Origin of the sequence: Bosea sp. 29B (assembly GCF_902506165.1) — a bacterium.
Taxonomy (GTDB): Bacteria; Pseudomonadota; Alphaproteobacteria; order Rhizobiales; family Beijerinckiaceae; genus Allobosea.
The window spans coordinates 4,928,673-4,949,960 of the sequence record NZ_LR733817.1 but is presented as its reverse complement, the minus strand read 5'-3'; the positions used below and the strand labels follow the sequence as shown (position 1 = coordinate 4,949,960).

Annotated in this window: 23 protein-coding genes; 11 read left to right on the top strand and 12 right to left on the bottom strand. The window is 66.1% G+C overall.

The window, feature by feature from the left end; genetic code table 11:
- The first annotated feature begins 85 nt into the window (after positions 1–85).
- Entirely contained in the window at positions 86–910 is an 825-nt protein-coding gene (locus GV161_RS24040; protein ID WP_152014444.1) for a MipA/OmpV family protein, read from the top strand.
- Positions 911–985: 75 nt separating this feature from the next.
- On the opposite strand, the gene ndk is transcribed toward GV161_RS24040, so the two are convergent.
- Complete coding sequence (gene ndk / locus GV161_RS24035; RefSeq protein WP_057192434.1) at positions 986–1,408, bottom strand: nucleoside-diphosphate kinase; 423 nt, start codon at positions 1,406–1,408, stop codon at positions 986–988.
- A 278-nt stretch (positions 1,409–1,686) separates the two neighbouring features.
- On the opposite strand from ndk, the gene GV161_RS24030 reads away from it, so the two are divergent.
- Positions 1,687–2,229, top strand: a complete 543-nt coding sequence (locus GV161_RS24030) for a GNAT family N-acetyltransferase (protein WP_152014443.1) — start codon at positions 1,687–1,689, stop codon at positions 2,227–2,229.
- 3 nt (positions 2,230–2,232) lie between these two features.
- Here GV161_RS24030 and GV161_RS24025 read toward each other — a convergent pair whose 3' ends face one another.
- On the bottom strand, positions 2,233–2,502 hold the full coding sequence (locus GV161_RS24025) for a hypothetical protein (RefSeq protein ID WP_082613718.1): 270 nt from the start codon (positions 2,500–2,502) through the stop codon (positions 2,233–2,235).
- Positions 2,503–2,865: 363 nt separating this feature from the next.
- Here GV161_RS24025 and GV161_RS24020 point away from each other — a divergent pair, with 363 nt between their 5' ends.
- Positions 2,866–3,240, top strand: coding sequence for a DUF2147 domain-containing protein (locus GV161_RS24020; protein WP_152014442.1), 375 nt, complete (start codon positions 2,866–2,868; stop codon positions 3,238–3,240).
- Between the two features lie 95 nt (positions 3,241–3,335).
- Here the strand turns inward: GV161_RS24020 and GV161_RS24015 are convergent, their stop codons facing one another.
- The 5 genes from GV161_RS24015 to gatB all read right to left on the bottom strand — a co-directional run bounded on the left by GV161_RS24015 (position 3,336) and on the right by gatB (position 6,998).
- Positions 3,336–4,043 carry a glutathione S-transferase N-terminal domain-containing protein gene (locus GV161_RS24015; protein ID WP_152014441.1) on the bottom strand — a complete coding sequence of 236 codons (708 nt, stop codon included), beginning with the start codon at positions 4,041–4,043 and terminating at the stop codon, positions 3,336–3,338.
- A 118-nt stretch (positions 4,044–4,161) separates the two neighbouring features.
- A complete protein-coding gene (locus GV161_RS24010; RefSeq protein ID WP_201303050.1) occupies positions 4,162–4,623 on the bottom strand; it encodes a GNAT family N-acetyltransferase in 462 nt (153 codons plus the stop codon).
- A gap of 1 nt (position 4,624) precedes the next feature.
- A complete protein-coding gene (locus tag GV161_RS24005; protein ID WP_152014439.1) occupies positions 4,625–5,017 on the bottom strand; it encodes a hypothetical protein in 393 nt (130 codons plus the stop codon).
- The gene (locus GV161_RS24000; protein ID WP_159650390.1) at positions 5,014–5,520 is read right to left on the bottom strand and encodes a GNAT family N-acetyltransferase; all 507 of its coding nucleotides are present in this window, start codon (positions 5,518–5,520) and stop codon (positions 5,014–5,016) included. The genes GV161_RS24005 and GV161_RS24000 overlap by 4 nt, the downstream gene beginning before the upstream one ends.
- On the bottom strand, positions 5,517–6,998 hold the full coding sequence (gene gatB, locus GV161_RS23995; protein ID WP_152014437.1) for an Asp-tRNA(Asn)/Glu-tRNA(Gln) amidotransferase subunit GatB: 1,482 nt from the start codon (positions 6,996–6,998) through the stop codon (positions 5,517–5,519). The genes GV161_RS24000 and gatB overlap by 4 nt, the downstream gene beginning before the upstream one ends.
- Before the next feature lie 249 nt (positions 6,999–7,247).
- Between gatB and GV161_RS23990 the strand changes: the two genes are divergently transcribed.
- The 3 genes from GV161_RS23990 to GV161_RS23980 all read left to right on the top strand — a co-directional run bounded on the left by GV161_RS23990 (position 7,248) and on the right by GV161_RS23980 (position 12,435).
- Positions 7,248–8,381, top strand: coding sequence for an efflux RND transporter periplasmic adaptor subunit (locus GV161_RS23990; RefSeq protein WP_152014436.1), 1,134 nt, complete (start codon positions 7,248–7,250; stop codon positions 8,379–8,381).
- Between the two features lie 133 nt (positions 8,382–8,514).
- Positions 8,515–11,700 (top strand): multidrug efflux RND transporter permease subunit, encoded by a 3,186-nt coding sequence (locus GV161_RS23985; RefSeq protein ID WP_152014435.1) that lies wholly within the window; start codon positions 8,515–8,517, stop codon positions 11,698–11,700.
- A gap of 12 nt (positions 11,701–11,712) precedes the next feature.
- A complete protein-coding gene (locus GV161_RS23980; RefSeq protein WP_152014434.1) occupies positions 11,713–12,435 on the top strand; it encodes a hypothetical protein in 723 nt (240 codons plus the stop codon).
- Positions 12,436–12,443: 8 nt separating this feature from the next.
- On the opposite strand, the gene GV161_RS23975 is transcribed toward GV161_RS23980, so the two are convergent.
- On the bottom strand, positions 12,444–13,034 hold the full coding sequence (locus GV161_RS23975; RefSeq protein WP_152014433.1) for a DUF2345 domain-containing protein: 591 nt from the start codon (positions 13,032–13,034) through the stop codon (positions 12,444–12,446).
- A gap of 141 nt (positions 13,035–13,175) precedes the next feature.
- Here GV161_RS23975 and GV161_RS23970 point away from each other — a divergent pair, with 141 nt between their 5' ends.
- Together GV161_RS23970 and aac(3) are read left to right on the top strand one after the other, a co-directional pair.
- The gene (locus GV161_RS23970) at positions 13,176–14,633 is read left to right on the top strand and encodes a deoxyribodipyrimidine photo-lyase (RefSeq protein ID WP_152014432.1); all 1,458 of its coding nucleotides are present in this window, start codon (positions 13,176–13,178) and stop codon (positions 14,631–14,633) included.
- Positions 14,634–14,642: 9 nt separating this feature from the next.
- Positions 14,643–15,473, top strand: coding sequence for an aminoglycoside 3-N-acetyltransferase (gene aac(3), locus GV161_RS23965; protein ID WP_152014431.1), 831 nt, complete (start codon positions 14,643–14,645; stop codon positions 15,471–15,473).
- 40 nt (positions 15,474–15,513) lie between these two features.
- On the opposite strand, the gene GV161_RS23960 is transcribed toward aac(3), so the two are convergent.
- Positions 15,514–16,323, bottom strand: a complete 810-nt coding sequence (locus GV161_RS23960) for an SDR family NAD(P)-dependent oxidoreductase (RefSeq protein WP_152014430.1) — start codon at positions 16,321–16,323, stop codon at positions 15,514–15,516.
- 158 nt (positions 16,324–16,481) lie between these two features.
- On the opposite strand from GV161_RS23960, the gene GV161_RS23955 reads away from it, so the two are divergent.
- Complete coding sequence (locus GV161_RS23955) at positions 16,482–17,201, top strand: alanyl-tRNA editing protein (RefSeq protein WP_152014429.1); 720 nt, start codon at positions 16,482–16,484, stop codon at positions 17,199–17,201.
- Between the two features lie 50 nt (positions 17,202–17,251).
- Positions 17,252–18,106 (top strand): 3-mercaptopyruvate sulfurtransferase, encoded by an 855-nt coding sequence (sseA, locus tag GV161_RS23950; protein ID WP_152014428.1) that lies wholly within the window; start codon positions 17,252–17,254, stop codon positions 18,104–18,106.
- A gap of 4 nt (positions 18,107–18,110) precedes the next feature.
- Here sseA and GV161_RS23945 read toward each other — a convergent pair whose 3' ends face one another.
- On the bottom strand, positions 18,111–19,034 hold the full coding sequence (locus GV161_RS23945) for a glutaminase (RefSeq protein ID WP_152014427.1): 924 nt from the start codon (positions 19,032–19,034) through the stop codon (positions 18,111–18,113).
- Between the two features lie 274 nt (positions 19,035–19,308).
- Here GV161_RS23945 and GV161_RS23940 point away from each other — a divergent pair, with 274 nt between their 5' ends.
- Positions 19,309–20,058 (top strand): peptidase, encoded by a 750-nt coding sequence (locus tag GV161_RS23940; RefSeq protein ID WP_152014426.1) that lies wholly within the window; start codon positions 19,309–19,311, stop codon positions 20,056–20,058.
- Here GV161_RS23940 and GV161_RS23935 read toward each other — a convergent pair whose 3' ends face one another.
- Together GV161_RS23935 and GV161_RS23930 are read right to left on the bottom strand one after the other, a co-directional pair.
- Positions 20,059–20,694: an ankyrin repeat domain-containing protein gene (locus GV161_RS23935; protein WP_244624108.1), complete on the bottom strand. Its 636-nt coding sequence runs from the start codon at positions 20,692–20,694 to the stop codon at positions 20,059–20,061.
- A 316-nt stretch (positions 20,695–21,010) separates the two neighbouring features.
- A complete protein-coding gene (locus GV161_RS23930; RefSeq protein ID WP_152014424.1) occupies positions 21,011–21,217 on the bottom strand; it encodes a molybdopterin-binding protein in 207 nt (68 codons plus the stop codon).
- Between the last annotated feature and the right edge of the window lie 71 nt (positions 21,218–21,288).

Below are 21,288 nucleotides of genomic sequence, written 5' to 3'. Positions count from 1 at the left end.
TGCTCGTCAACTCCGGGTTAAGACTAATGATTCAAGTTGACCGCATCCGAGTAGTCCAAGGCGCTCACGCGCCGGAGTTCTGACGATGCGTTGCGTTGCGTTCCTTGCCGGCCTCGCGGCCGCCTGCCTGTCCCTGGCGCTGGCCGCGCCGGCGAAGGCACAGTCCTCCCAGTATGCGCAGTACACCTCGCCCGAGCAGGTGCAGAACTGGCATCTGACGCTGGGCGCCGGCCTGCGCTACCAGCCGGACTATTCCGGCTCGAACGACTACGTCTTCCGGCCGCGGCCGATCATCTCGCTGGGGCGCGGCACCAAGAGCACCTGGTGGACCTCCGAAGACGACGCGATCAGCATCGGCTTCTTCTCGGGCCAGGCCTGGCGCGTCGGCTTCTCCGGCAACCTGCTCTGGCAGCGCAAGGCCGACACCAATGTCGCCCTGCGCATCATGGGCGTGCCCGACACCAAGTTCGGTGCCGAGGCCGGCGCCTTCGTCGAATTCTACCCGACCTCCTGGCTGCGCACCCGCATCGACCTGCGCCGCGGCATCGTCGCCCATGACGCGATGGTCGCCGAGGCCAAGGTCGACGTGTTCCAGCGCATCGGCGCCTGGTCGCTCGGCGTCGGCCCGCGCATGACCATCGTCGGCGCCGACTATGTCCGCACCTATTTCGGCGGCACGACCGCGGGCACCGGCGGGCTGCTACAGCGCTACAACGCCGGCGTGCACTCGGTCGGTGCGATCGCGCAGGCGACCTATCACTGGTCCGACAAGCTGCAGACCACCGCCTATGTCGAGTACAAGCGCCTGATGGGCGACGCCGCCAAGACGCCGATCGTCAAGGCCTTCGGCGACCGCGATTCCGTCACGTTCGGCATCTCGGCGAGCTACGCCTTCGATCTCGGATTCTGAGGCGCTTCAGCCCGGCAAAGAAAAAGGGCGGGTCCAGCGGACCCGCCCTTCTTGTTTCCAGAACGGACTATCGGCTCAGCCGACGATCTCGTTGCCAGCGAAGAACTGCGCGATCTCGATCGCGGCGGTCTCCGGCGCATCCGAGCCGTGCACGGTGTTCTCGCCGACCGACTGGGCGAAGAGCTTGCGGACGGTGCCCTCGGCGGCATTGGCCGGGTTGGTCGCGCCCATCACTTCACGGTACTTGGCGATCGCGTCCTCGCCTTCGAGAACCTGCACGACGACCGGGCCCGAGGTCATGAACTCGACGAGCTCGCCGAAGAAGGGGCGTTCCTTGTGGACGGCGTAGAAGGTCTGCGCCTGCGCGGTGGTCATCTGGATGCGCTTCTGCGCGACGATGCGCAGGCCGGCCTTCTCGATGACCGCGTTGACCGCACCGGTGAGATTGCGCTTCGTCGCGTCGGGCTTGAGAATGGAGAAGGTACGCTGGACAGCCATCGTTGAGATCCTTGCGGGAAAATCGGGGAATGCGGCGCGCTTATAGCGGCGCCCTCCCCGGGCCACAAGGCTGCGACGGTCTTGTCGGCGCATGATCCGCCGCTATGATCAACGACATGATCACCGCGACCGCCCTCGTAATCCTGATGTCGACGCACCTGGAAGGGTGTGCGGGATCGGCATTGCGCTAGGCGCGCCGCGATCATCCCCCACAAACCCTGCCGCGGCGAGCAGGGTTCGATGGAATTCAGCTCTCCCGGTCATCTCGGAGAGCACATATGACAATTGGAAACGCCACGCAGCCCGATCGATCGAGGCATCGCGCTGCTTCGGACGGGCTCTTGATCCGAGCCGCGCGCAGCGATGATCTGGAAGCGCTGACGACGCTGGTCAACCTGCCTGGCTTTCGCGCCGGAACCCTGCGCCTGCCCTATCAACGGTCCGAAGTGACGCGACGCTGGCTGGAGGACCCGAACACCGATGGGCTCAATATCGTCGCGTTCCGTGACGGCGAGCTGGTCGGCCAAGCCGGCTTCGAGCGCTATCGCGGCCGAAGGGCACATGTCGCCTATATCGGCATCGGCGTGCATGACGAACATCACGGCACTGGCATCGGCACGGCGCTGCTCGGCGAACTCGTCGATGCTGCCGACAACTGGTTCGGCCTGAAGCGGCTGGAGCTAACGGTCTACTCGGACAATGCGGTGGCGATCGCGCTCTACCGCAAGTTCGGCTTCGAACCGGAAGGGCTTCTGCGCGCCTACGCTTTCCGCGCCGGCGCCTATGCCGATGCGCTCACGATGGCGCGGCTGCGAAGCTGAAGTTCAGTGCCGGGTCAGGAACCGGCGGGCCTCGCGCAGCGCCTCGGCGACCTCGTCGCGGCTCATCTCCAGCGCCAGCTCGGAACGATGCGAGGCGGCGCGGGCGCAGCCCTTGGCGAAGGCGACGTTGAACCAGGTCTGCGCCGCGACCAGATCGACCGGGCCGGAGCGGCCGGACGCATGCATCAGGCCGAGCTCGTAATAAGCGTCGGCGGAGGCTTCCATCGGGATCGCCAGCGAGGCCGGGATCGCGCTCATTTCCATGCGTGCCATGACAAACTCTCCCTGTTTTCCTTCGATGCCAGCCCGTTTGGAGGCCGCGGCTTGTGAGGAGAGGTTCGGGCCGGGCGGTAAAACAACCCGCTAAATTTTGAGATGAATCGAAGCTCAACGAGTCGCAAACGAGCGGTTAAAGCAAGATTCGATTCAGACTCATCCGGCCAATTCACCAGCGATTTCAATATGATCGAAATCCGGCAGCGACTGGCGCGTCAACCCGCGATTCACCTTGCCCCAAGGTCAGCCTGACGAGCGCGCCTTCATGAAGTGCCATCTTGGAAGCCGGCGCGGCTTCGGATATGGTTTATATCTGAACCATCTGAGCGACGAAGATCGCCACCACCGAGGAGGAACGCCATGGCCATTCGCCCCATCATCACCGCTGCCGGCCTGCTGCTCGCGCTCGCCGTTCCCGCTGCGGCGCAGGACGTCACCGGCACCTGGCTGCGCGACACCGGCGCCTCCAAGGTGCGCTTCACCAAATGCGGCGAGGCGATGTGCGGCACGATCTCCTGGCTCAAGGAAGCCAATGGCCCGGCCAAGGTCGGCCAGCGCATCTTCTACGACATGAAGCCGGCCAGTGCCGGCAAGTGGAACGGCAGCGCCTTCAACCCGGAGGACGGCAAAACCTATTCCGGCACGATGTCGCTCTCGGGCGACACGCTGACCACCGCCGGCTGCGTCTTCGGCGGGATGATCTGCCGCTCGGTGAAGTGGTCGCGCAGCAACTGATTACTCGGGAGCGTCATCCTCGGGCGAAGCGGAGAGCAGACCCGAGGATCTCTTGTCCGGAGATGCTCGGGTCAAGCCCGAGCATGACGCTCAACTCAGCGCGCCTTCTGGCCGAACAGAACTGCCTTTTCCTCGGGCGTCGAGATGCCGGCCGGGTTGCGCAGTTCCTCGGCGACGGCAATGCCGCGCTTCACGGCAGGACGAGCCAGCACCGTGTCGAGCCAGCGCCCGACATTGGGGAACTGCTTGATGTCCTGGCCCTGGCGCTCCCAGCCGCGGGCCCAGCCGACGCAGGCCATGTCGGCAATCGAATAGTCGTCGCAGATGTAGTCGCGGCCTTCGAGGCGCCTGTTCAGCACGCCGTAGAGGCGATTGGCCTCGTTGGTGTAGCGGTCGATCGCGTAGGGCACCTTCTCCGGTGCGTAGATACGGAAATGGTGGGTCTGCCCGAGCATCGGGCCGAAGCCGCCCATCTGCCAGAACAGCCATTCGTCGACGGCGACGCGGCCGCGCTCGTCCTTCGGATAGAACTGCCCGGTCTTGCGGCCGAGATATTGCAGGATCGCGCCGGATTCAAAGACCGAGATCGGCTTGCCGTCCGGCCCTTCGGGATCGACGATCGCCGGCATGCGGTTGTTTGGCGAGATCGCCAGGAACTCCGGCTTGAACTGCTCGCCCTTGCCGATGTTCACCGGGATGACATTGTAGGGCAGCCCGGTCTCCTCGAGCATGATGGTGATCTTCCAGCCGTTCGGCGTCGGCCAGTAATGGAGATCGATCGGCTTGCCCTGCACTGCTGACATGTCCCAGTCCTCGCGGGTTGTTGCGGGTCAACAGGACATCTAGGTCGCGGGTCCGGCCAGCGTAAGCGCCGGGGCCGTGCGCCCGAAGCGGGCGCGGCATGCGGCTAGAGCCGGATGCTCACAGCACCAGCTTGAAGCCTTCATGGCTCTGGTTGAAGCCGATGCGAAGATAGAAGCGATGCGCCGCCTCGCGCGTCTTGTCCGAGGTGAGCTCGACCAGGCCGGCGCCCTTCTGGCGGGCGACGTCGACGGCATGGGCGACCATGGCCTCGCCGACGCGCCGGCCGCGCAGGTCCGGATGGACGTGGACGCTTTCGAGCTTGGCGCGCTTGCGGCCGCGATAGGCCAGGCCCGGGATCAGAGTGAGCTGCAAGGTGCCGACCACCTTGCCATCGAGTTCGGCGACGAAGAGCGTGTTGTAAGGGCTGGCATCGACCTCCTCGAAGGCGGCGAGATAGGCCGGGTGCTGCGCCTCCTCCTCGATCTGCGCGAGCGTGCGTGTCTGCGTGGCGGCCCCCAGCATGATCAGGGAGGCGATGCGCGCGACATCCTCGCGGCGGGCCGGACGAATCTGGATCATATCATTGTCCAAAGTGGTCATCAGCAGGCTTCTTATTTTTGCTCGTAATGTCAGGGCCTTGTGACGGTGGATCTCTTCTCCAAGCTATAGCCTCAGCCTCGCTGATTGCCCTGCCGACATGCGTCATTTGATAGGCTGCGGCGGAAAGCGCCTCTGCAACGAGGCCTGACTTGACGAGGACATAGATGCTGTCGACCAGTATGTTAGCAAAATTTAGCCTGCGCTCTCTGCGCACGATGCAGTCATGCTGATCAGCATAACCGTCCGAGAGCACGATCTTGCAGGCGGTGGCGTAACATTGTCCGGAGTCAAATTTCTCCAGGAAGCCTGTAACGGGCCAAAAGTGAAGCAGGAACGTCCGTTCACCGAAAGGGATCACGTCGTAGGTTTTCATCCAACGAAGAGCCGCTTGGCCATGATCAGCGTATTGGGCGTGTCCTCGCGCCCGTCGAAGCGAGCCTGGCGCTGCAGGAAGAAGCCCATGCGCTCATAGAACGCGATGGCAAGCTCGTTCTGGCTCTCGACCTCCAGCCGCGCCACCGGCGCATCGGGAAAGCAGGCGAGCGCGACCTGCAGCAGCGTGCGCCCGATGCCCCCGCCCTGCCGCACCGGCGAGACGTAGAGCCGCGTCAGCATGGCAGCGCGGTCGGGCTCGCGACGGGCGGAAGCGGTGCCGACGATCTCGTCGCCCAGCAGCGCGATCAGGAAGACGCCGCTGTCGCGGCCGAGCTGGGCATTCAGCGCGTCGAGCGAATGCCAGGCATTGGTGATCTGCGCGACCCGTTGCCAGCCATAGATGCCGTCATAGGTGTCGTGCCAGGTCTCGACCAACAGCGAGCGGACCGCCGGCAGATCGGCGGCGAGCGCATCGCGGATGATCAAGTCCTTTTGCGTCACTCGATTCCCAACTTGGCTTTCAGGATCTCGTTCAGCGCCTGCGGGTTGGCCTTGCCGCCCGAGGCCTTCATCGCCTGGCCGACGAACCAGCCCAGCATGGTCGGCTTCGCCTTGACCTGCTCGACCTTGTCCGGGTTGGCGGCGATGATCTCGTCGACCGCCTTCTCGATCGCGCCGGTGTCGGTGACCTGCTTCATGCCGCGGGCCTCGACGATCTCGCGCGGGTCGCCGCCTTCGGTCCAGACGATCTCGAACAGGTCCTTGGCGATCTTGCCGGAGATCACGCCCTCGCCGATCAGGTCGACGAGACCGCCGAGCTGCGCCGCCGAGACCGGCGAATCCGAGACGTCCTTGCCTTCCTTGTTGAGGCGGCCGAACAATTCGTTGATCACCCAGTTGGCGGCGGCCTTGCCGTCGCGCCCCTTGGCGACCGCCTCGAAATAGTCGGCCTGATCGCGCTCGGCGACGAGGACCGAGGCATCATAGGGCGAGAGCCCGTACTGCGCGATGAAGCGACCCTTCTTGGCGTCGGGCAGCTCCGGCAGCTGCGCCTTCAGCTCAGCGACGAAGGCGTCGTCGAATTCGAGCGGCAGCAGGTCCGGATCGGGGAAGTAGCGATAATCGTGCGCCTCTTCCTTGGAGCGCAGCGAGCGGGTCTCACCCTTGCCGGGATCATAGAGGCGGGTCTCCTGGTCGATCGTGCCGCCATCCTCGAGGATGCCGATCTGGCGGCGGGCCTCGACCTCGATCGACTGACCGATGAAGCGGATCGAGTTGACGTTCTTGATCTCGCAGCGCGTACCGAAGGGCGCGCCCGGCTTGCGCACGGAGACGTTGACGTCGGCGCGCAGATTGCCCTTCTCCATGTCGCCATCGCAGGAGCCGATATAGCGCAGGATGGTGCGCAGCTTCGAGACATAGGCCTTGGCCTCGTCGGCCGAGCGCAGGTCCGGCTTGGAGACGATCTCCATCAGCGCCACACCCGAGCGGTTGAGATCGACGAAGCTCATGGTCGGGTGCTGGTCATGCATCGACTTGCCGGCGTCCTGCTCGAGGTGCAGGCGCTCGATGCCGACGCTGATCTGCTCGGTCGGCGACAGGTCGACCGCGATCTCGCCCTCGCCGACGACCGGGTGCTTGTACTGGCTGATCTGGTAGCCCTGAGGCAGGTCGGGATAGAAATAGTTCTTGCGGTCGAAGACCGAGCGCTTGTTGATCTGCGCATTGAGGCCGAGCCCAGTGCGGACCGCCTGGCGCACGCATTCCTCGTTGATCACCGGCAGCATGCCCGGCATCGCCGCGTCGACCAGGCTGACATGGGCGTTCGGCTCGCCGCCGAAAGCGGTCGAGGATCCCGAGAACAGCTTGGCGTTGGAGGTGACCTGCGCATGAATCTCGAGGCCGATCACGATTTCCCAGTCGCCGGTCGCACCCTTGATCAGCTTCTTGGGGTCGGCGGGGCGGACATGCGCATTCATGAGGGGACTTCCACGAGATGTTGCTGCTGACGCTGTCGCGTGCGTCCCTCAGGTAGAGCTTCGGCCCGTCGCCAGCAAGCGCCTGTTGTACCGGTTCCAGCCGGCGATGGAGCGAACATGGCCCGTTCGGGTGAAAATTGCAGCAAAATGTCGAGTGAAGAAACTTGACAATCGTCAGTGTGATGGAGTTGTTGCGCATTGGCCGGAAACCGTGAAGGTTGCGCCGCGCCCGCATTTTCGGAGTTTCACATGATCCGCCGCTCCAGCCGGGCCCTTGTTGCCCTGGCGGCCCTGCTCCCGGCCCTCTCAGCCGAGGCCCTCGCCCAAGGTGCGCCGCCGGCCCCGCCGGTCACGGTCGCGACCCCGCTCGCCAAGCGCGTCACCAACTGGGACGAGTTCACCGGCCGCTTCGAGGCCAGTGAACAGGTCGAAGTCCGCGCCCGCGTCTCCGGCTTCCTTGATTCGGTGCATTTCCGCGACGGCGACCTGGTTAAGGCCGGCGACCTGCTCTTCACCATTGACCAGCGGCCCTACAAGCTCGCCGTCGATGCCTCCCGGGCAGAGGTCGCGCGTGCCAAGGCGCAGGTCGACCTCAACCAGAACGAGGTCGAGCGTGCCGAGGCGCTGACGCAGAACCGCACCATCACCGCCCGCGACATCGACCAGCGCCGCGCCAACCTCAACGGCGCGATCGCCAGCCAGCAGGCGGCCGAGGCCAATCTGAAGACGGCCGAGCTCAACCTCGAGTGGACGCAGGTGCGTGCGCCGCTCGCCGGCCGCGTCTCGAACAAGCGCGTCGACCAGGGCAACCTGATCGCCGGCGGCCAGTCGGGCGCGACGCTGCTGACCACGATCGTCGCCGTCGATCCGATCAAGTTCGTCTTCGACGCCTCGGAGGCCGACTATCTGCGCTATGCGAAATCGCAGGATCTGCGGAAGCCCGGCACGCCGGTGCGCGTGCGGCTTTCGAGCGAAACCAAATGGGACCGCGAAGGCAAGATCGACTTCGTTGACAACGCGCTGAACGCCCGCTCGGCGACGATCCGCACCCGCGCCGTCTTCCCGAATCCTGACGGGCAGCTGACGCCTGGGACCTTCGGGCGGCTGCGGCTCTTCGCCGGCGAAGGCGACGCGTTGCTGGTGCCGGATGCGGTCATCGTCTCCGACCAGGCCAACAAGATCGTGTTCACGGTCGGCGCCGACAACAAGGTGGTGCCGAAGCCGGTTCAGCTCGGCGCGATCAGTGACGGGCTGCGCGTCATCACCAAGGGCCTCGCTGCGAGCGACAAGGTGATCGTGAACGGCATCGCCAATCCGATGGTGCGCCCGGGCGTCGCTGTGACGCCGCAGCCGACCGAGATCAAGGCCGCCGCCGCCAACTGACGGCCGCAACAGGCCGTACCAAGAGCGGACGGCATTGTCCGTCCGCCCTGCCCAAGCCTTCGTGTTCGCCGCAACTCCGAACGGAAAACTGGTCTCCACTTTTCCTGGAATTGCTTAAGGCCAGGACCATCGCATGTTCCGCTTCGCCCATTTCTTCATCGACAGGCCGATCTTCGCCACCGTGCTCTCGGTGCTGCTGACGATCGCCGGCGCCATCACGCTGCGCACCCTGCCGATCGCCGAATATCCCGAGATCGCGCCGCCGACCGTCACGATCACCGCGAACTATCCGGGCGCCTCGGCCGAGGTCGTCGCCTCGACGGTCGCCGCGCCGATCGAGCAGGAAGTCAACGGCGTCGACGACATGCTCTACATCTCGTCGCAGTCGACCGGCGACGGGCGCGTGACGATCAACGTCGTCTTCAAGGCCGGCACCGACGTCGACCAGGCACAGGTGCTCGTCCAGAACCGCGTCTCCGCGGCCGAGCCGCGCCTGCCGCAGGAAGTCCGCACGCTCGGCCTGCAGGTCCGCAAGGCCTCGCCGGACTTCCTGATGGTCATCCACATGCTGTCCCCGGACGGCTCGCGCGACCAGCAATACGTCTCGAACTACACCACGCTGAACGTCAAGGACGTGCTGACCCGCGTCGAGGGCGTCGGCGACGTCCAGGTCTTCGGTGCGCGCGACTATGCAATGCGCGTCTGGCTCGACCCCGCCAAGGTCGCGGCGCGTAACCTGACCGCCGGCGACGTCGTCGCGGCGATCCGCGCCGCCAACATCCAGGTCGCGGCGGGTGCGATCAACCAGCCTCCGGCGAAGTCGGACGGGGCTTTCCAGCTCTCGGTCAACACGCTCGGGCGCCTGACCAGCATCGACGAGTTCTACAACATCGTCGTCCGCTCGGATGCCGCCGGCGGTACGATCCGCGTGCGCGACGTCGCCCGGGTCGAGCTCGGCGCACAGGACTATCTGTCGAACTCCTATCTCGACAACAAGGAGGCCGTCGCGATCGGCGTCTTCCAGCGTCCGGGGACGAACGCGCTGGCGGCCTCCGAGGCGCTCATCAAGACGATGCAGACGCTGTCGAAGAACTTCCCGGCCGGCGTCGAATACACCATCGTCTACAACCCGACCGAGTTCATCAGGGAATCCGTCTCGGCCGTCGTCGCGACGCTGCTCGAAGCGATCGTGCTCGTCGTGATCGTGGTGATCCTGTTCCTGCAGACCTGGCGCGCCGCGATCATCCCGATCATCGCGATCCCGGTCTCGCTGGTCGGCACCTTCCTGATCATGAGCGCGGTCGGGATCTCCTTCAACACGATCTCGCTGCTGGCGCTCGTGCTGGCGATCGGCATCGTCGTCGACGACGCGATCGTCGTGGTCGAGAACGTCGAGCGCTATCTGGCGCAGGGAATGAGCGCGGTCGATGCGGCTCACAAGACGATGGACGAGGTCGGCGGCGCACTGCTGGCGATCGCCCTCGTGCTCTGCGCCGTGTTCATCCCGACCGCCTTCATCACCGGCCTGCAAGGCACCTTCTACCAGCAGTTCGCAGTCACGATCGCGGCCTCGACGGCGATCTCCTGCTTCGTCTCGCTGACCCTGTCGCCGGCCCTGGCGGCGATCCTCCTGAAGCCGCACAGCCATGAGGAGCCGAAGGGCTTCCTGGCGATGCTCAGCGCGCCGCTGCGCTGGTTCTTCAAGTACTTCAACAAGGCCTTCGACTGGCTTTCGCACGCTTACGGCTCGGCGACCTCGCGCCTGATCCGTTTCGGCGTGATCATGCTGCTGGTCTATGCGGGCTTGATCGCGGTCGCCGGCCAACGGCTCGCCGCAATCCCGACCGGCCTCGTCCCGCAGCTCGACCGCGGCTACTTCATCGCCGTCTTCCAGCTGCCGCCCGGCTCCTCCCTGCCCCGAACCGACGCGGTCATCCGCAAGGCGACCGATGTTCTGCTGTCGCGGCCGGGCGTCGCCCATGCCGTCGCCTTCGCCGGCCTCGACGGCGCGACCTTCACGCTCGCCCCCAATGCCGGCGTCGCCTTCGTCACGCTCACCGACTTCAAGGAGCGGGCCAAGCAGGGTCTCACCACACAAGGCATCCTCAACGATCTGCGTACCCAGCTGTTCTCGATCGGCGAGGCTTTCGCGCTGATCATCGAGCCCCCGGCGGTTCCCGGCATCGGCAATGGCGGCGGTCTCAAGGGTTACGTCCAGGATCGCGGCGGCAAGGGACTGGCAGCGCTGGAAGGCGCGACCTGGGCCGTGGCCGGGACAGCGGGCCAGACGCCCGGCATCCAGCAGCCCTTCACGCTGTTCTCGACCAGGACGCCGCAGATCTATGCCGATATCGACCGGACCAAGGCGGAGATGCTCGGCGTCCCCGTGACGCGCGTGTTCGAGACGCTGTCGATCTATATGGGCTCGGCCTATGTGAACGACTTCAACATCCTCGGCCGCACCTTCCGGGTCACGGCCCAGGCCGACAATCCCCAGCGGCTCGATATCCGCGACGTCGCCGATCTGAAGACGCGCAATGCCGATGGCGAGATGGTGCCGATCGGCTCGGTCGCGACCTTCTCGGACACGACCGGCGCCTATCGTGTGCCGCGCTACAACCTCTATCCGGCGGCTGAAGTGCAGATGTCGATGGCGCGCGGCTACTCGACCGGCCAGGGCATCGCGGCGGTGGAGAAAATCGCGAGCCAGGTGCTGCCGGCCGGCTTCGGCTTCGAATGGACCGAGATCGCGCTGCAGGAGAAGCTCGCCGGCAATACCGCGATTATCGCCTTCGGCCTCGCCGTCGTCTTCGTCTTCCTCTTGCTGGCGGCGCTGTATGAAAGCTGGACCTTGCCGCTGGCGGTCATCCTGATCGTGCCGATGTGTATCCTCGCGGCGATGATCGGCGTCGGCTACAAGGACTTCGACCGCAACGTGCTCGTCGACATCGGCCTTGTCGTGCTCGTCGGCCTCGCGGCGAAGAACGCGATCCTGATCGTCGAGTTCGCCAAGCAGGCCGAGGACGAGGGCATGAGCCGGCGCGATGCCGCGATCGCGGCGGCCCGGACCCGGCTGCGGCCGATCCTGATGACTTCGCTCGCCTTCATCCTCGGCGTCCTACCCCTGACGACGTCGGTCGGCGCCGGCGCCGAGATGCGCCAGGTGCTGGGTATCGCGGTGTTCTCCGGCATGATCGGCGTCACCTTGTTCGGCCTGCTGTTCACCCCGGTGTTCTACGTTGTGGTGCGCTGGCTCGCCGGGCTCGGCAGCCGCAAGAAGCCGGCGGAGCCGAAACAGGCGACGCCGCAAGCGCACTGACGAGGTGGCGCAATGAACGCCGCCGCCATCATCATCGGCATGGTGGTGGCGGTCGTTCTCCTGCTCGTCGCGGGCAATGCGCTCGCATCGTATCGGCGCCTGCGCCGGGCGGAGTTCATCCGGCGCTACCTCTGGCCACGCGGGCTACTCGACAAGCTCGCCCAGCATCACCCCGGCTTCACCCGCAAGGAGTCGGCGCTGGTCTCCGAGGGCCTGCGGCAGTTCTTCCTGGCCTACCTCAATTCCGGGCGGCGCGAGGTCGCGATGCCCTCACAGGTCGCGGATGATCTCTGGCACGAGTTCATCCTCTACACCCGCGACTATGGGCGGTTCTGCAACCAGGCCTTCGGGCGCTTCCTGCATCACACGCCGGCCATCATGCTGCGTGAAGGCGCGCGCCGCGACAATTCGGCCCTGCGCCGCGTCTGGTGGCAATGCTGCCGCGACGAGAATATCGACCCGGCTCGCCCGACGCGCCTGCCGCTGCTCTTTGCGCTCGATACCAAGCTCAAGATCGCAAACGGCTTCGTCTATGCGCCCGATTGCGAGGCGCTCAGGCGCAATGGCGACCGTGGTACGCAATGCGGCGGCGACTTCTCGAGCTCATCCGTCGACGGAGGCACAGACGGCTTCGGCGACAGCAGCAGTTCCTCCGACAGCAGCAGCTCCGATAGCAGTGGAAGCGACGGTGGCGGAGGCGATGGCGGGGGCTGCGGCGGTGGCGGGGGCGACTGAGCCGCTGCTCAATTCTGCTTGATCTTCGAGCCCTTGATCACGACGTCGGAGCTCGCCGTCGCATTGATCTTGCCGCTCGCCCGGATCGTGATGTCCTTGCCCTTGAGATCGACGGAGCCGTCCTTCTTCAGGTTGAGTCCGGCCGAACCGGTGTCGAGCAGGATGCTGTCGGCAGCTTTCACCACGAGCGCCTTGCCGCTGGCGATCTCGAAGTCCTTGCTGCTGTCGAGATCGATGCTGACCGCGGCGGCGACCTCGAAGGCGCGCGTCGCCAGGCTGATCTCGCGATTGGCGTTCATGTTGAGCGCGGTGCCCGCGATGATGCCGATACTCGTGCCCGCAGTCGTTCGCATGCCGCTGCCGACATTCACGAGATAGGCCGAGCCCACAGACGTGCGGAAATTGCTTCCGACCGTCAGGGCGAGTTCGGCGCCGACATTGACGGTGCAGGTGCCGCCGACCGTGATCGAGAGCCCGGCCGGGGCCGTGATCGCGACCGCGCCGCCACGCCCGACATTGAAGGCCTGCAGCAGGGCTGCGAGTTGCGCCTCGAGCGCGGCGATCCGCCGGCTCAGCGCCTCGACTTCCGGCGTAGCCATCAGCCCATCCCCTTCTTTTTGCGCGCAGCCGACATAATCTATCACGAACCGCAGCAACGATGGCGTCGCTATCCTTTTGCGTCGTGAAACTGATTCCGCTGCGCCAGCGTATGAGAACAGTGCATCGAGAGGCCGCCCCGAGTGACCGAACGCCCTGCCCTGCTCTGGTTCCGCGACGATCTGCGCCTGTCCGACAATCCAGCCTTGAGAGCGGCGAGCGAACACGGCCCGCTCACCTGCCTCTACATCCTCGACACATCGGCGGAGCGCCGGCCGCTCGGCGGCGCTGCGCGCTGGTGGCTATCGCGCTCGCTGACGGCGCTGTCGAATGCCATCGCGGCAAAAGGCGGCGAACTGCTGATGCTGCGCGGCGATCCGGCGGAGCTGCTGCCCGATGTCGTTGAGCGCACCGGCAGCCGCTATGTCGCCTGGAACCGGCGCTATGATAGCGCCGCGATTGCGCTCGACAAGGCGCTGAAGGCCACGCTCACCAAGGCCGGTGTCGCGGTCGAGAGCTTCAACGCCAATCTGCTCAACGAGCCCTGGCAGGTGAAGACCAAGGCGGATGGGCCATTCAAGGTGTTCACACCCTATTGGCGCGCCGTGCGCGAAGGTGGCGAGCCCTCGGCGCCGCTCCCTGCCGCTGCCAGGCTGAGCAAAGCGAGGTTACCAGCAGCACTGCGCGAACAGGCTCTCACGGTCGCAGATCTTGCTCTGGAGCCGACGACGCCCGACTGGACCAGCGGGCTGCGTGAAGCCTGGACGCCGGGCGAGGATGGAGCACGGGATCGGCTCGACGCCTTCCTCGACGAGACGATCGCCGGCTATCGCAAGGCCCGCGACCTGCCCGATCGGCTGTCGACCTCGCGGCTGTCGCCGCATCTGCGCTTCGGCGAGATCAGCCCGCGCCAGATCTGGCATGCGACCCAAGCCGCTCGGGAGGCTGGCAGCACGCCAGGCTCGGCCGCCGACGTCGAAAAATTTTTCAGCGAGATCGGCTGGCGCGAGTTCTCCTACCATCTGCTCTTCCACAATCCGGGCCTCGCCAGCATCAACTATGATCGCCGCTTCGACGCGATGTCGTGGGAGAAGGACGAAACCGGCCTGACGGCATGGCAGAACGGCCTGACCGGCTATCCGATCGTCGATGCCGGCCTGCGCGAGCTCTGGCAGACCGGCTGGATGCACAACCGCGTCCGGATGATCACGGCCTCCTTCCTGATCAAGCATCTGCTGACCGACTGGCGCGCGGGCGAAACCTGGTTCTGGGACACGCTGGTCGATGCGGACCCCGCCAATAATCCGGCGAGCTGGCAATGGGTCGCTGGCTCCGGCGCCGATGCGGCACCTTATTTCCGCGTCTTCAATCCGGTGACGCAGGGCGAGAAGTTCGATCCGAAGGGCGTTTACGTCCGGCGCTTTATTCCCGAGCTGGCAGAGCTGGACGACAAGTTCATCCACCGTCCCTGGGATGCACCTGCGGGCGAACTGAAAAAGGCCGGGATCATCCTCGGCAGGGACTATCCGAAACCGATTATCGCCCTCGACTTCGGCCGCCGGCGCGCCCTCGACGCCTTTGCCGCCCTCCGTTCGGAATAACTGATCGCCATGGCATCGCCCCTCGCCGCCTTCGTCACGCGAGCCTCGCTCGCTGCCGACCTGTCCCGGCTCGGCCTTGCGCCCGGCGACGCCGTCATGGTCCACGCCGCCGTGAGCAAGGTCGGCCGCCTGCTCGATGGCCCCGACACGATCATCGCCGCTCTGTGCGACGCAGTCGGCCCCCAGGGCACGGTCCTCGCCTATGCCGACTGGGAAGCACGTTACGAGGATCTCGTGGACGACGAAGGCCGCGTACCGCTGGAGTGGCGTGAGCATGTTCCGCCCTTCGACCCGCAGCGTTCGCGCGCGATCCGTGACAATGGCGTGCTGCCGGAGTTCTTGCGGACCACGCCCGGCGCCCGGCGTAGCGGCAACCCCGGCGCCTCGCTCGTGGCGCTCGGCGCGAAAGCGGAGTGGTTCACCGCCGACCACCCGCTCGACTACGGCTATGGCGCGGGCTCGCCATTGGCGAAGCTGGTCGAGACCGGCGGCAAGGTGCTGATGCTCGGGGCGCCGCTCGATACGCTGACCCTGCTGCACCATGCCGAGCATCTGGCCGACATCCCCGGCAAGCGCATCCGGCGGATAGAGGTGCCGCTGGTGACGCCCACCGGCACGCAATGGCGCATGATCGAGGAATTCGACACCGGCGACCCGATCGTCGCGGGACTGGAGGATGACTATTTTGCGGGAATCGTCACGGAATTCCTCGCCACCGGCCAAGGCCGGCAAGGCTTGATCGGCGCCGCTCATTCCGTGCTGGTCGAGGCTGCGGCGATCACCGCCTTCGGCGTCGCTTGGCTGGAGTCGCGGTTCGGCTCGTCTTCACCTCGACTATGAACCTTCTTGCCCAACCCGTTGGATCAGGAGTCTTCTGCGGTTACACCGCACCATCGCGGCGGCCGCCACGATGTTCGCCGGCCAGTTTGCCCACCACCCAGAAATAGACCGGATAAGGCAGCAGCCGCAGCGCCTTCATCAGCCAGGCTAGTCGGCGGGGAAAGGTGATTTCGAAGCCGCCGCGGGTAAAGCCGTCGACGATGCGCGCCGCAGCCTCGTCGAGCGGCAGCATGAACGGCATCGGGAAGCTGTTGCGCTTCGTCATCGCCGTGTCGACGAAGCCGGGATTGACCAGTTGCAGCCGGATGCCGTGCCGTTCGCAGTCGAACCGCAACGCCTCGCAGAGATGGATCGCGGCCGCCTTGGAGGCGCCATAGGCCGCCGCGCCCGGCAAGCCGCGATAGCCAGCCAGCGAGGCATTGACCGCGATCTGACCCTTGCCGCGCGCGGCCATGCGCGCCGCGACGGCGGCGGCCCCACGCACGACGCCCAGAAGATTAACCGCGAAGACCTGCTCAAAGGCAGCGACATCGATCAGGCCCGGCCCATTGCGCGGGGCAGTGCCGGCATTGAGGAAGGCGAGCGCGATCGGCCCGTGCACGCTCTCGATGCCTTCGACTACCGCCGCCATCGCGGCGGGATCGACGACGTCGCCGACATGGGCGACGATCCGCCCCGGCAGCCCGTCTGCGCTGAGCGCCAGCGCCTCGAGCTTGTCGAGCCGGCGCGCGGTCGCTGCGACCGTCCAGCCGCGTCGTGCCAGTTCGAATGCCACAGCCGCGCCGATGCCCGAACTCGCCCCGGTCACCCAGGCGACACCGTCCTTGGGCTGCATGCGCGGCGGGGTCATGTTGCGATCGGGCCTCCATGCCGCGGCAGTCCTGGCCGGACCCTAGTGATGCGGAGGCCGCAGCGGAAGCCCTGCCAGCGGCATCTCCGCTTGGCTACCCACCATCTTTTCCGCACCGGCCGCGCCTGCGATAAGTTCAGGCGATGAAGGAGATCGCGATGCCGACCGAATTGCTGTTCCGAGACGACGCCTATCTTGCCGAAACGCCCGCGACCGTCGTCGCGATCAACGAGCGCGGCGGCGTCGAACTCGACAGAACCGTATTCTACGCCACCGGCGGCGGCCAGCCGGGCGATGCCGGCGTGCTCGTCCGCAGCGATGGGTCGCAGATCACGATCGGCACGGCGATCTACAACCCTGAGGACAAGAGCCGGATCCTGCATGTCCCGCTCGAAGGCCAGATAGCGCCGACCGTCGGCGAGGTCCTGGTCGCAAAGCTCGACTGGGAACGCCGGCTGAAGCGCATGCGCATCCACACCGCACTGCACCTGCTCAGTGTCGTCCTGCCCTATCCGGTCACCGGCGGCGCGATCGGCGATAGCGGCGACGGCCGGCTCGATTTCGACATTCCCGAAGGCGGGCTCGACAAGGCGGAGCTGACCGAGAAGCTCGGCGCATTGGTGGCGAAGAACGCAGCGATCAGCGAGCGCTGGATCACCGACGAGGAGCTCGACGCCAATCCCGGCCTGGTCAAGACGATGTCGGTCAAGCCGCCGCGTGGTTCCGGCCGGGTCCGGCTGGTCTCGATCGAGGGTATCGACCTGCAGCCCTGCGGCGGTACGCATGTCCGCAACACCTCTGAGATCGGCGCGGTCGTGGTCACCGATGTCGAGAAGAAGGGCAAGCAGAACCGGCGCGTGCGCATCGCACTCGCTTGAGCTTTGCATCACAACATCCTGAGAACAGACTCATTTTCGAGGAACCGCGCATGGCCCGCAACGACATCTTCGTCTCCACGCAATGGCTGGCCGAACGGCTCGACGCTCCCGACATCGTCGTGCTCGACGGCTCGTACTACCTCCCTGCCCAGAAGCGCGACGCGGATGCCGAATATGCGCAGCAGCGCATTCCTGGCGCAGTGCGTTTCGACATCGACGTGGTGAAGGACAAGAGCTCCAGCCTGCCGCACATGCTGCCGCGGCCGGACGCCTTCGCCGCCGCGGTCGGCGCCATGGGCATCGGCGATGGCATGCGCATCGTCGTCTATGACGGGCTCGGCCTGTTCTCGGCGCCACGCGTGCGCTGGACGTTCCGCACCTTCGGCGCCAAGGACGTCGTCATCCTCGATGGTGGCCTGCCGCAATGGCTGACCGAGGGCCGGCCGGTCGAGGACGGCGCGCCACGGCCGCGGGCGCCGCGCAGCTTCACCGCCAGGCTCGACCATTCCGCCGTAGCCGACGCCGATGACATTGCGCGCGCCATCGCGAGCAACTCGGCCCAGGTCGTCGATGCGCGCGCCGCCGACCGCTTCCGCGGCGAAGCGCCGGAGCCTCGCGCCGGCCTGCGCTCCGGCCATATTCCCGGCTCGCTCAACCTGCCCTCCTCGGCGCTGGTGGCGGACGGCAAGCTCAAATCGCCCGAGGCCATCCTCGCCGCCTTCAAGGACGCCGGCGTCGATCTCGACCGGCCGGTGATGACGACCTGCGGCTCCGGCGTCTCCGCCGTGATCCTGTCGACGGCGCTGGAATCGATCGGCAAGTCGACCCGGGCTGTCTATGACGGCTCCTGGTCGGAATGGGGCGCGAGCGACCGCCCCATCGCAACCGGGCCGGCGAAGGGCTGAGCCTTCAAAAGACAGACCAGCCGGTGCGCTCGACCAGGCGCTCGAGTGCGAGCGCGCCGACATGCGAGGTGCCGGCGGCGTTGAGTCCCGGCGACCAGACCGCGATCGCTGCCTGCTTCGGCACGATGGCGAGGATGCCGCCGCCGACACCGCTCTTGCCGGGCAGGCCGACCTTGAAGGCGAATTCGCCGGACGCGTCGTAATGGCCGCAAGTCATCATCAGCGCCTTGACGCGGCGCGCCCGTGCCGGGCGGCAGATCACGGCGCCGCTCAGCGGATCGACGCCGTCGCCAGCGAGGAAGAGGCCGGCGCGGGCGAGTTGGGCGCAGCTCAGGCTGAGCGCGCATTGGTGGAAATAGACGTCGAGCACGTCGGCGACCGGGTTCTTCAGATTGCCGAAGGCGCGGATGAAATTGGCGAGGCTGGCATTGCGGAAGCCGGTCTGCGCTTCCGAGCCCGCTACCTCCTGGTCGATCGAGACCGTGCGATCGCCCGAGCACTTGCGCAGGAAGGCGAGGATCTCGGCCGCCGTCTTCTTCGGCGTCCTGCCGGTCAGCAGCGCATCCGTGACGACCAGCGCCCCGGCATTGATGAAGGGATTGCGCGGCACGCCGCGCTCCTGCTCGAGTTGGACGATCGAGTTGAAGGCCGAACCTGACGGCTCGCGTCCGACCCGGTGCCAGAGCCGGGCACCGACCCGCTCCAGCGCCAGCGTCAGGGTGAAGACCTTGGAGATGCTCTGGATCGAGAACGGCACATCGGCGTCGCCAGCCTCGGCGCTCTCTCCCGTGCAGGTGACGACGGCGAGCCCGAAACGGCGCGGATCGACCCGTGACAAGGCCGGGATGTAGTCGGCGACCTTGCCGGCGCCGATATGCTCGGCCATGTCGGCATGAATGCCCGCGACGATGTCCGACAGGTTGCGCATGTCCGAACTCCGCCACGGCTTGGTCGAGGCGACCTTGGCATTCGCCCGACCGCGTCGCAATCGGACAGTCCGGAAGCAAAGCGAAGACCGCGGCGCCATTATCGTCATTGCGAGGGGCGCAGCGACGAAGCAATCCAAGGGGACGTCGAGCGAGCCCTCTGGATTGCTTCGCTTACGCTCGCAATGACGGAGAAGTCAGCGCCGAGATTGCGTGAGTCGCCCTTGGCAGAAGCGGCAACCCTGCGCATTCTGCGCTTCGTGCTGGGAGCCACCCATGACCTATTGCCTCGGGATCCTGCTGCCGTCCGGCCTGATCCTCGCCTCCGATTCCCGCTCCAGCGCCGGCGTCGACCAGATCGCGGTGGTGAAGAAGCTCGCTTTGTTCGAGGTGCCGGGCGAGCGCGTGATCGCGATCCTCTCGGCCGGGAACCTGGCGACGACGCAGGCCGTGATCACCATGATCCGGCAGTACACCAGACATAAGCAGGACAGCGCTGCCGGCGGCGAGAACCGCGATATCCTGGCGGCACGCACCATGTTCGACGTGGCGCAGATCGTCGGTGGCGTGCTGCGCGAGGTGCTGCGCGCTAATCGCGCCTTCGTTGAACCCTATGGCGACCCGAACGGCTCCTTCATCGTCGCTGGCCAGATCGCCGGCGAGCCGCACCGGCTGTTCCAGGTCTATTCGGCCGGCAACTTCGTCGAGGCCTCCGGACGCACCCAGTTCCTCCAGCTCGGCGAGACAAAATACGGCAAGCCGATCCTCGACCGGGCGCTGCAGGAGGCGAGCGGCCTCGACGAGGCGGCCAAGCTGACTCTGCTGTCCTTCGATGCGACGGTGCGCTCGAACCTCTCGGTCGCACCGCCGATCGACCTCTTGCGTTATGAGGCCGACAGCTTTTCGACCCGGCATCTCGCCAAATACGACAGCAATCACCCTTACTGGGCCGATCTGCGCCAACGCTACAGCGACGGTCTCACTGCGCTGGTCGCGAGCCTGCCGGCGCCGGATTTTCCGAGCTGACTACTGCAGCAGCGCGACCATCGCCGCGTAGCCTCGGCGACGGGCATGTTCGAGCGGGGTGGAGCCCTCGCTGTCGGCAAGGTCGCGGCGCGCACCGGCGCCGACCAGTGCCCTCACCGTCTCGACATGGCGCGGCCCGCCATTGCCGAGGATCACCGCCTCGATCAGGGCGGTCCAGCCGAGATTGTTGACATGGTCGAGCGGCGCGCCGGCCGCGATCAATTCGCGCACCACGCCGTCATGGCCGAGATGGGCGGCCGCGATCAGAGCCGTGCCGAGATAGGGGCTGGTGATGGCGCGCGGGTCGCCGCCGATGGCGAGCGCAGTGCGCATGGTCTCGATATCATCCGCGACCGCCGCGATGGTGATCGCGTCATAGGCGCGGCTGTCGAGGGCACGAGGATCAGCACCTGCCCTGGCGAGCTCGCGCATCGCCTCGCGCTGGCGGGCATGGGCGGCGGCAAGCAATGCGGTACGGCCCTCACCGTCGCGGGTTTCGAGGCCATGGCCGGTCGCGATCGCCTGCCGGAGGGCTACAAGATCGCCGCGATAGGCCGACAGATGCAGCCCGTCATAGGCAGACACCTCGGCCGACGATGGCGGAACCTGAGCGCCGGCAGTCCCGCCCACGCTCATTGCCACAGTGATGAACAATGCTGAAAATCCATTTCGGCAAACGTTCGCCCCGCGTCGTTTCGTCTCAGGCATTTGCTTTTCACCTGCCATTTCGCCCGATCGGCGCGAAAAAACGCAATCTGCTCAAATTAGGGTCAGCTTTGCTGTCCCTTCCCCCTTGCAGCCTGGCCTGGAGGGCCTTATCTCGTGTGCACCGCAGCAGCGATGTTGCGGCGCCCTCCTTGGGCGTTTCCTCCCTAGACTTGGGCCTGCGCTCCGGCGTGGGCCTTTTTCTTTTGCGGGAAGGCTAGCGCGGCCGGCATCGGCCGCGCAACGATCAGTCGATCGCGATCATCACGTCGGAGGCCTTCACCACGGCATAGGCCTGCTGCCCGACGGTAAGCTTGAGCTCATCGACCGCGGCATTGGTGATCGCCGAGGTGACGATGGTGCCGCCGACATCGAGCTTCACATGAGCGGTGGTCGCGCCCTTCACGATCTCGACGATGGTGCCCTTGAGCTGGTTGCGGGCGGAAATCTTCATATCGGTCTCCTCGATCTGACATCCTTGCGAGCCGGCACCCACCGGACTCGACCTTTGGTCACTCGCCGTTA

Coding starts and splice junctions, on each gene's coding strand:
- GV161_RS24010 (WP_201303050.1), bottom strand. CDS start 4,623: ATGATCCAGATTCGTCCGGCCCGCCGCGAGGATGTCGCGCGCATCGCC.
- GV161_RS23990 (WP_152014436.1), top strand. CDS start 7,248: ATGATCCGCCGCTCCAGCCGGGCCCTTGTTGCCCTGGCGGCCCTGCTC.
- GV161_RS24025 (WP_082613718.1), bottom strand. CDS start 2,502: ATGGCACGCATGGAAATGAGCGCGATCCCGGCCTCGCTGGCGATCCCG.
- GV161_RS24040 (WP_152014444.1), top strand. CDS start 86: ATGCGTTGCGTTGCGTTCCTTGCCGGCCTCGCGGCCGCCTGCCTGTCC.
- GV161_RS23940 (WP_152014426.1), top strand. CDS start 19,309: ATGACCTATTGCCTCGGGATCCTGCTGCCGTCCGGCCTGATCCTCGCC.
- GV161_RS23955 (WP_152014429.1), top strand. CDS start 16,482: ATGCCGACCGAATTGCTGTTCCGAGACGACGCCTATCTTGCCGAAACG.
- GV161_RS24030 (WP_152014443.1), top strand. CDS start 1,687: ATGACAATTGGAAACGCCACGCAGCCCGATCGATCGAGGCATCGCGCT.
- GV161_RS23985 (WP_152014435.1), top strand. CDS start 8,515: ATGTTCCGCTTCGCCCATTTCTTCATCGACAGGCCGATCTTCGCCACC.
- ndk (WP_057192434.1), bottom strand. CDS start 1,408: ATGGCTGTCCAGCGTACCTTCTCCATTCTCAAGCCCGACGCGACGAAG.
- GV161_RS23930 (WP_152014424.1), bottom strand. CDS start 21,217: ATGAAGATTTCCGCCCGCAACCAGCTCAAGGGCACCATCGTCGAGATC.
- GV161_RS24015 (WP_152014441.1), bottom strand. CDS start 4,043: ATGTCAGCAGTGCAGGGCAAGCCGATCGATCTCCATTACTGGCCGACG.
- GV161_RS23975 (WP_152014433.1), bottom strand. CDS start 13,034: ATGGCTACGCCGGAAGTCGAGGCGCTGAGCCGGCGGATCGCCGCGCTC.
- GV161_RS24020 (WP_152014442.1), top strand. CDS start 2,866: ATGGCCATTCGCCCCATCATCACCGCTGCCGGCCTGCTGCTCGCGCTC.
- gatB (WP_152014437.1), bottom strand. CDS start 6,998: ATGAATGCGCATGTCCGCCCCGCCGACCCCAAGAAGCTGATCAAGGGT.
- GV161_RS23980 (WP_152014434.1), top strand. CDS start 11,713: ATGAACGCCGCCGCCATCATCATCGGCATGGTGGTGGCGGTCGTTCTC.
- GV161_RS24005 (WP_152014439.1), bottom strand. CDS start 5,017: ATGAAAACCTACGACGTGATCCCTTTCGGTGAACGGACGTTCCTGCTT.
- GV161_RS23945 (WP_152014427.1), bottom strand. CDS start 19,034: ATGCGCAACCTGTCGGACATCGTCGCGGGCATTCATGCCGACATGGCC.
- GV161_RS23935 (WP_244624108.1), bottom strand. CDS start 20,694: ATGAGCGTGGGCGGGACTGCCGGCGCTCAGGTTCCGCCATCGTCGGCC.
- GV161_RS23960 (WP_152014430.1), bottom strand. CDS start 16,323: ATGACCCCGCCGCGCATGCAGCCCAAGGACGGTGTCGCCTGGGTGACC.
- sseA (WP_152014428.1), top strand. CDS start 17,252: ATGGCCCGCAACGACATCTTCGTCTCCACGCAATGGCTGGCCGAACGG.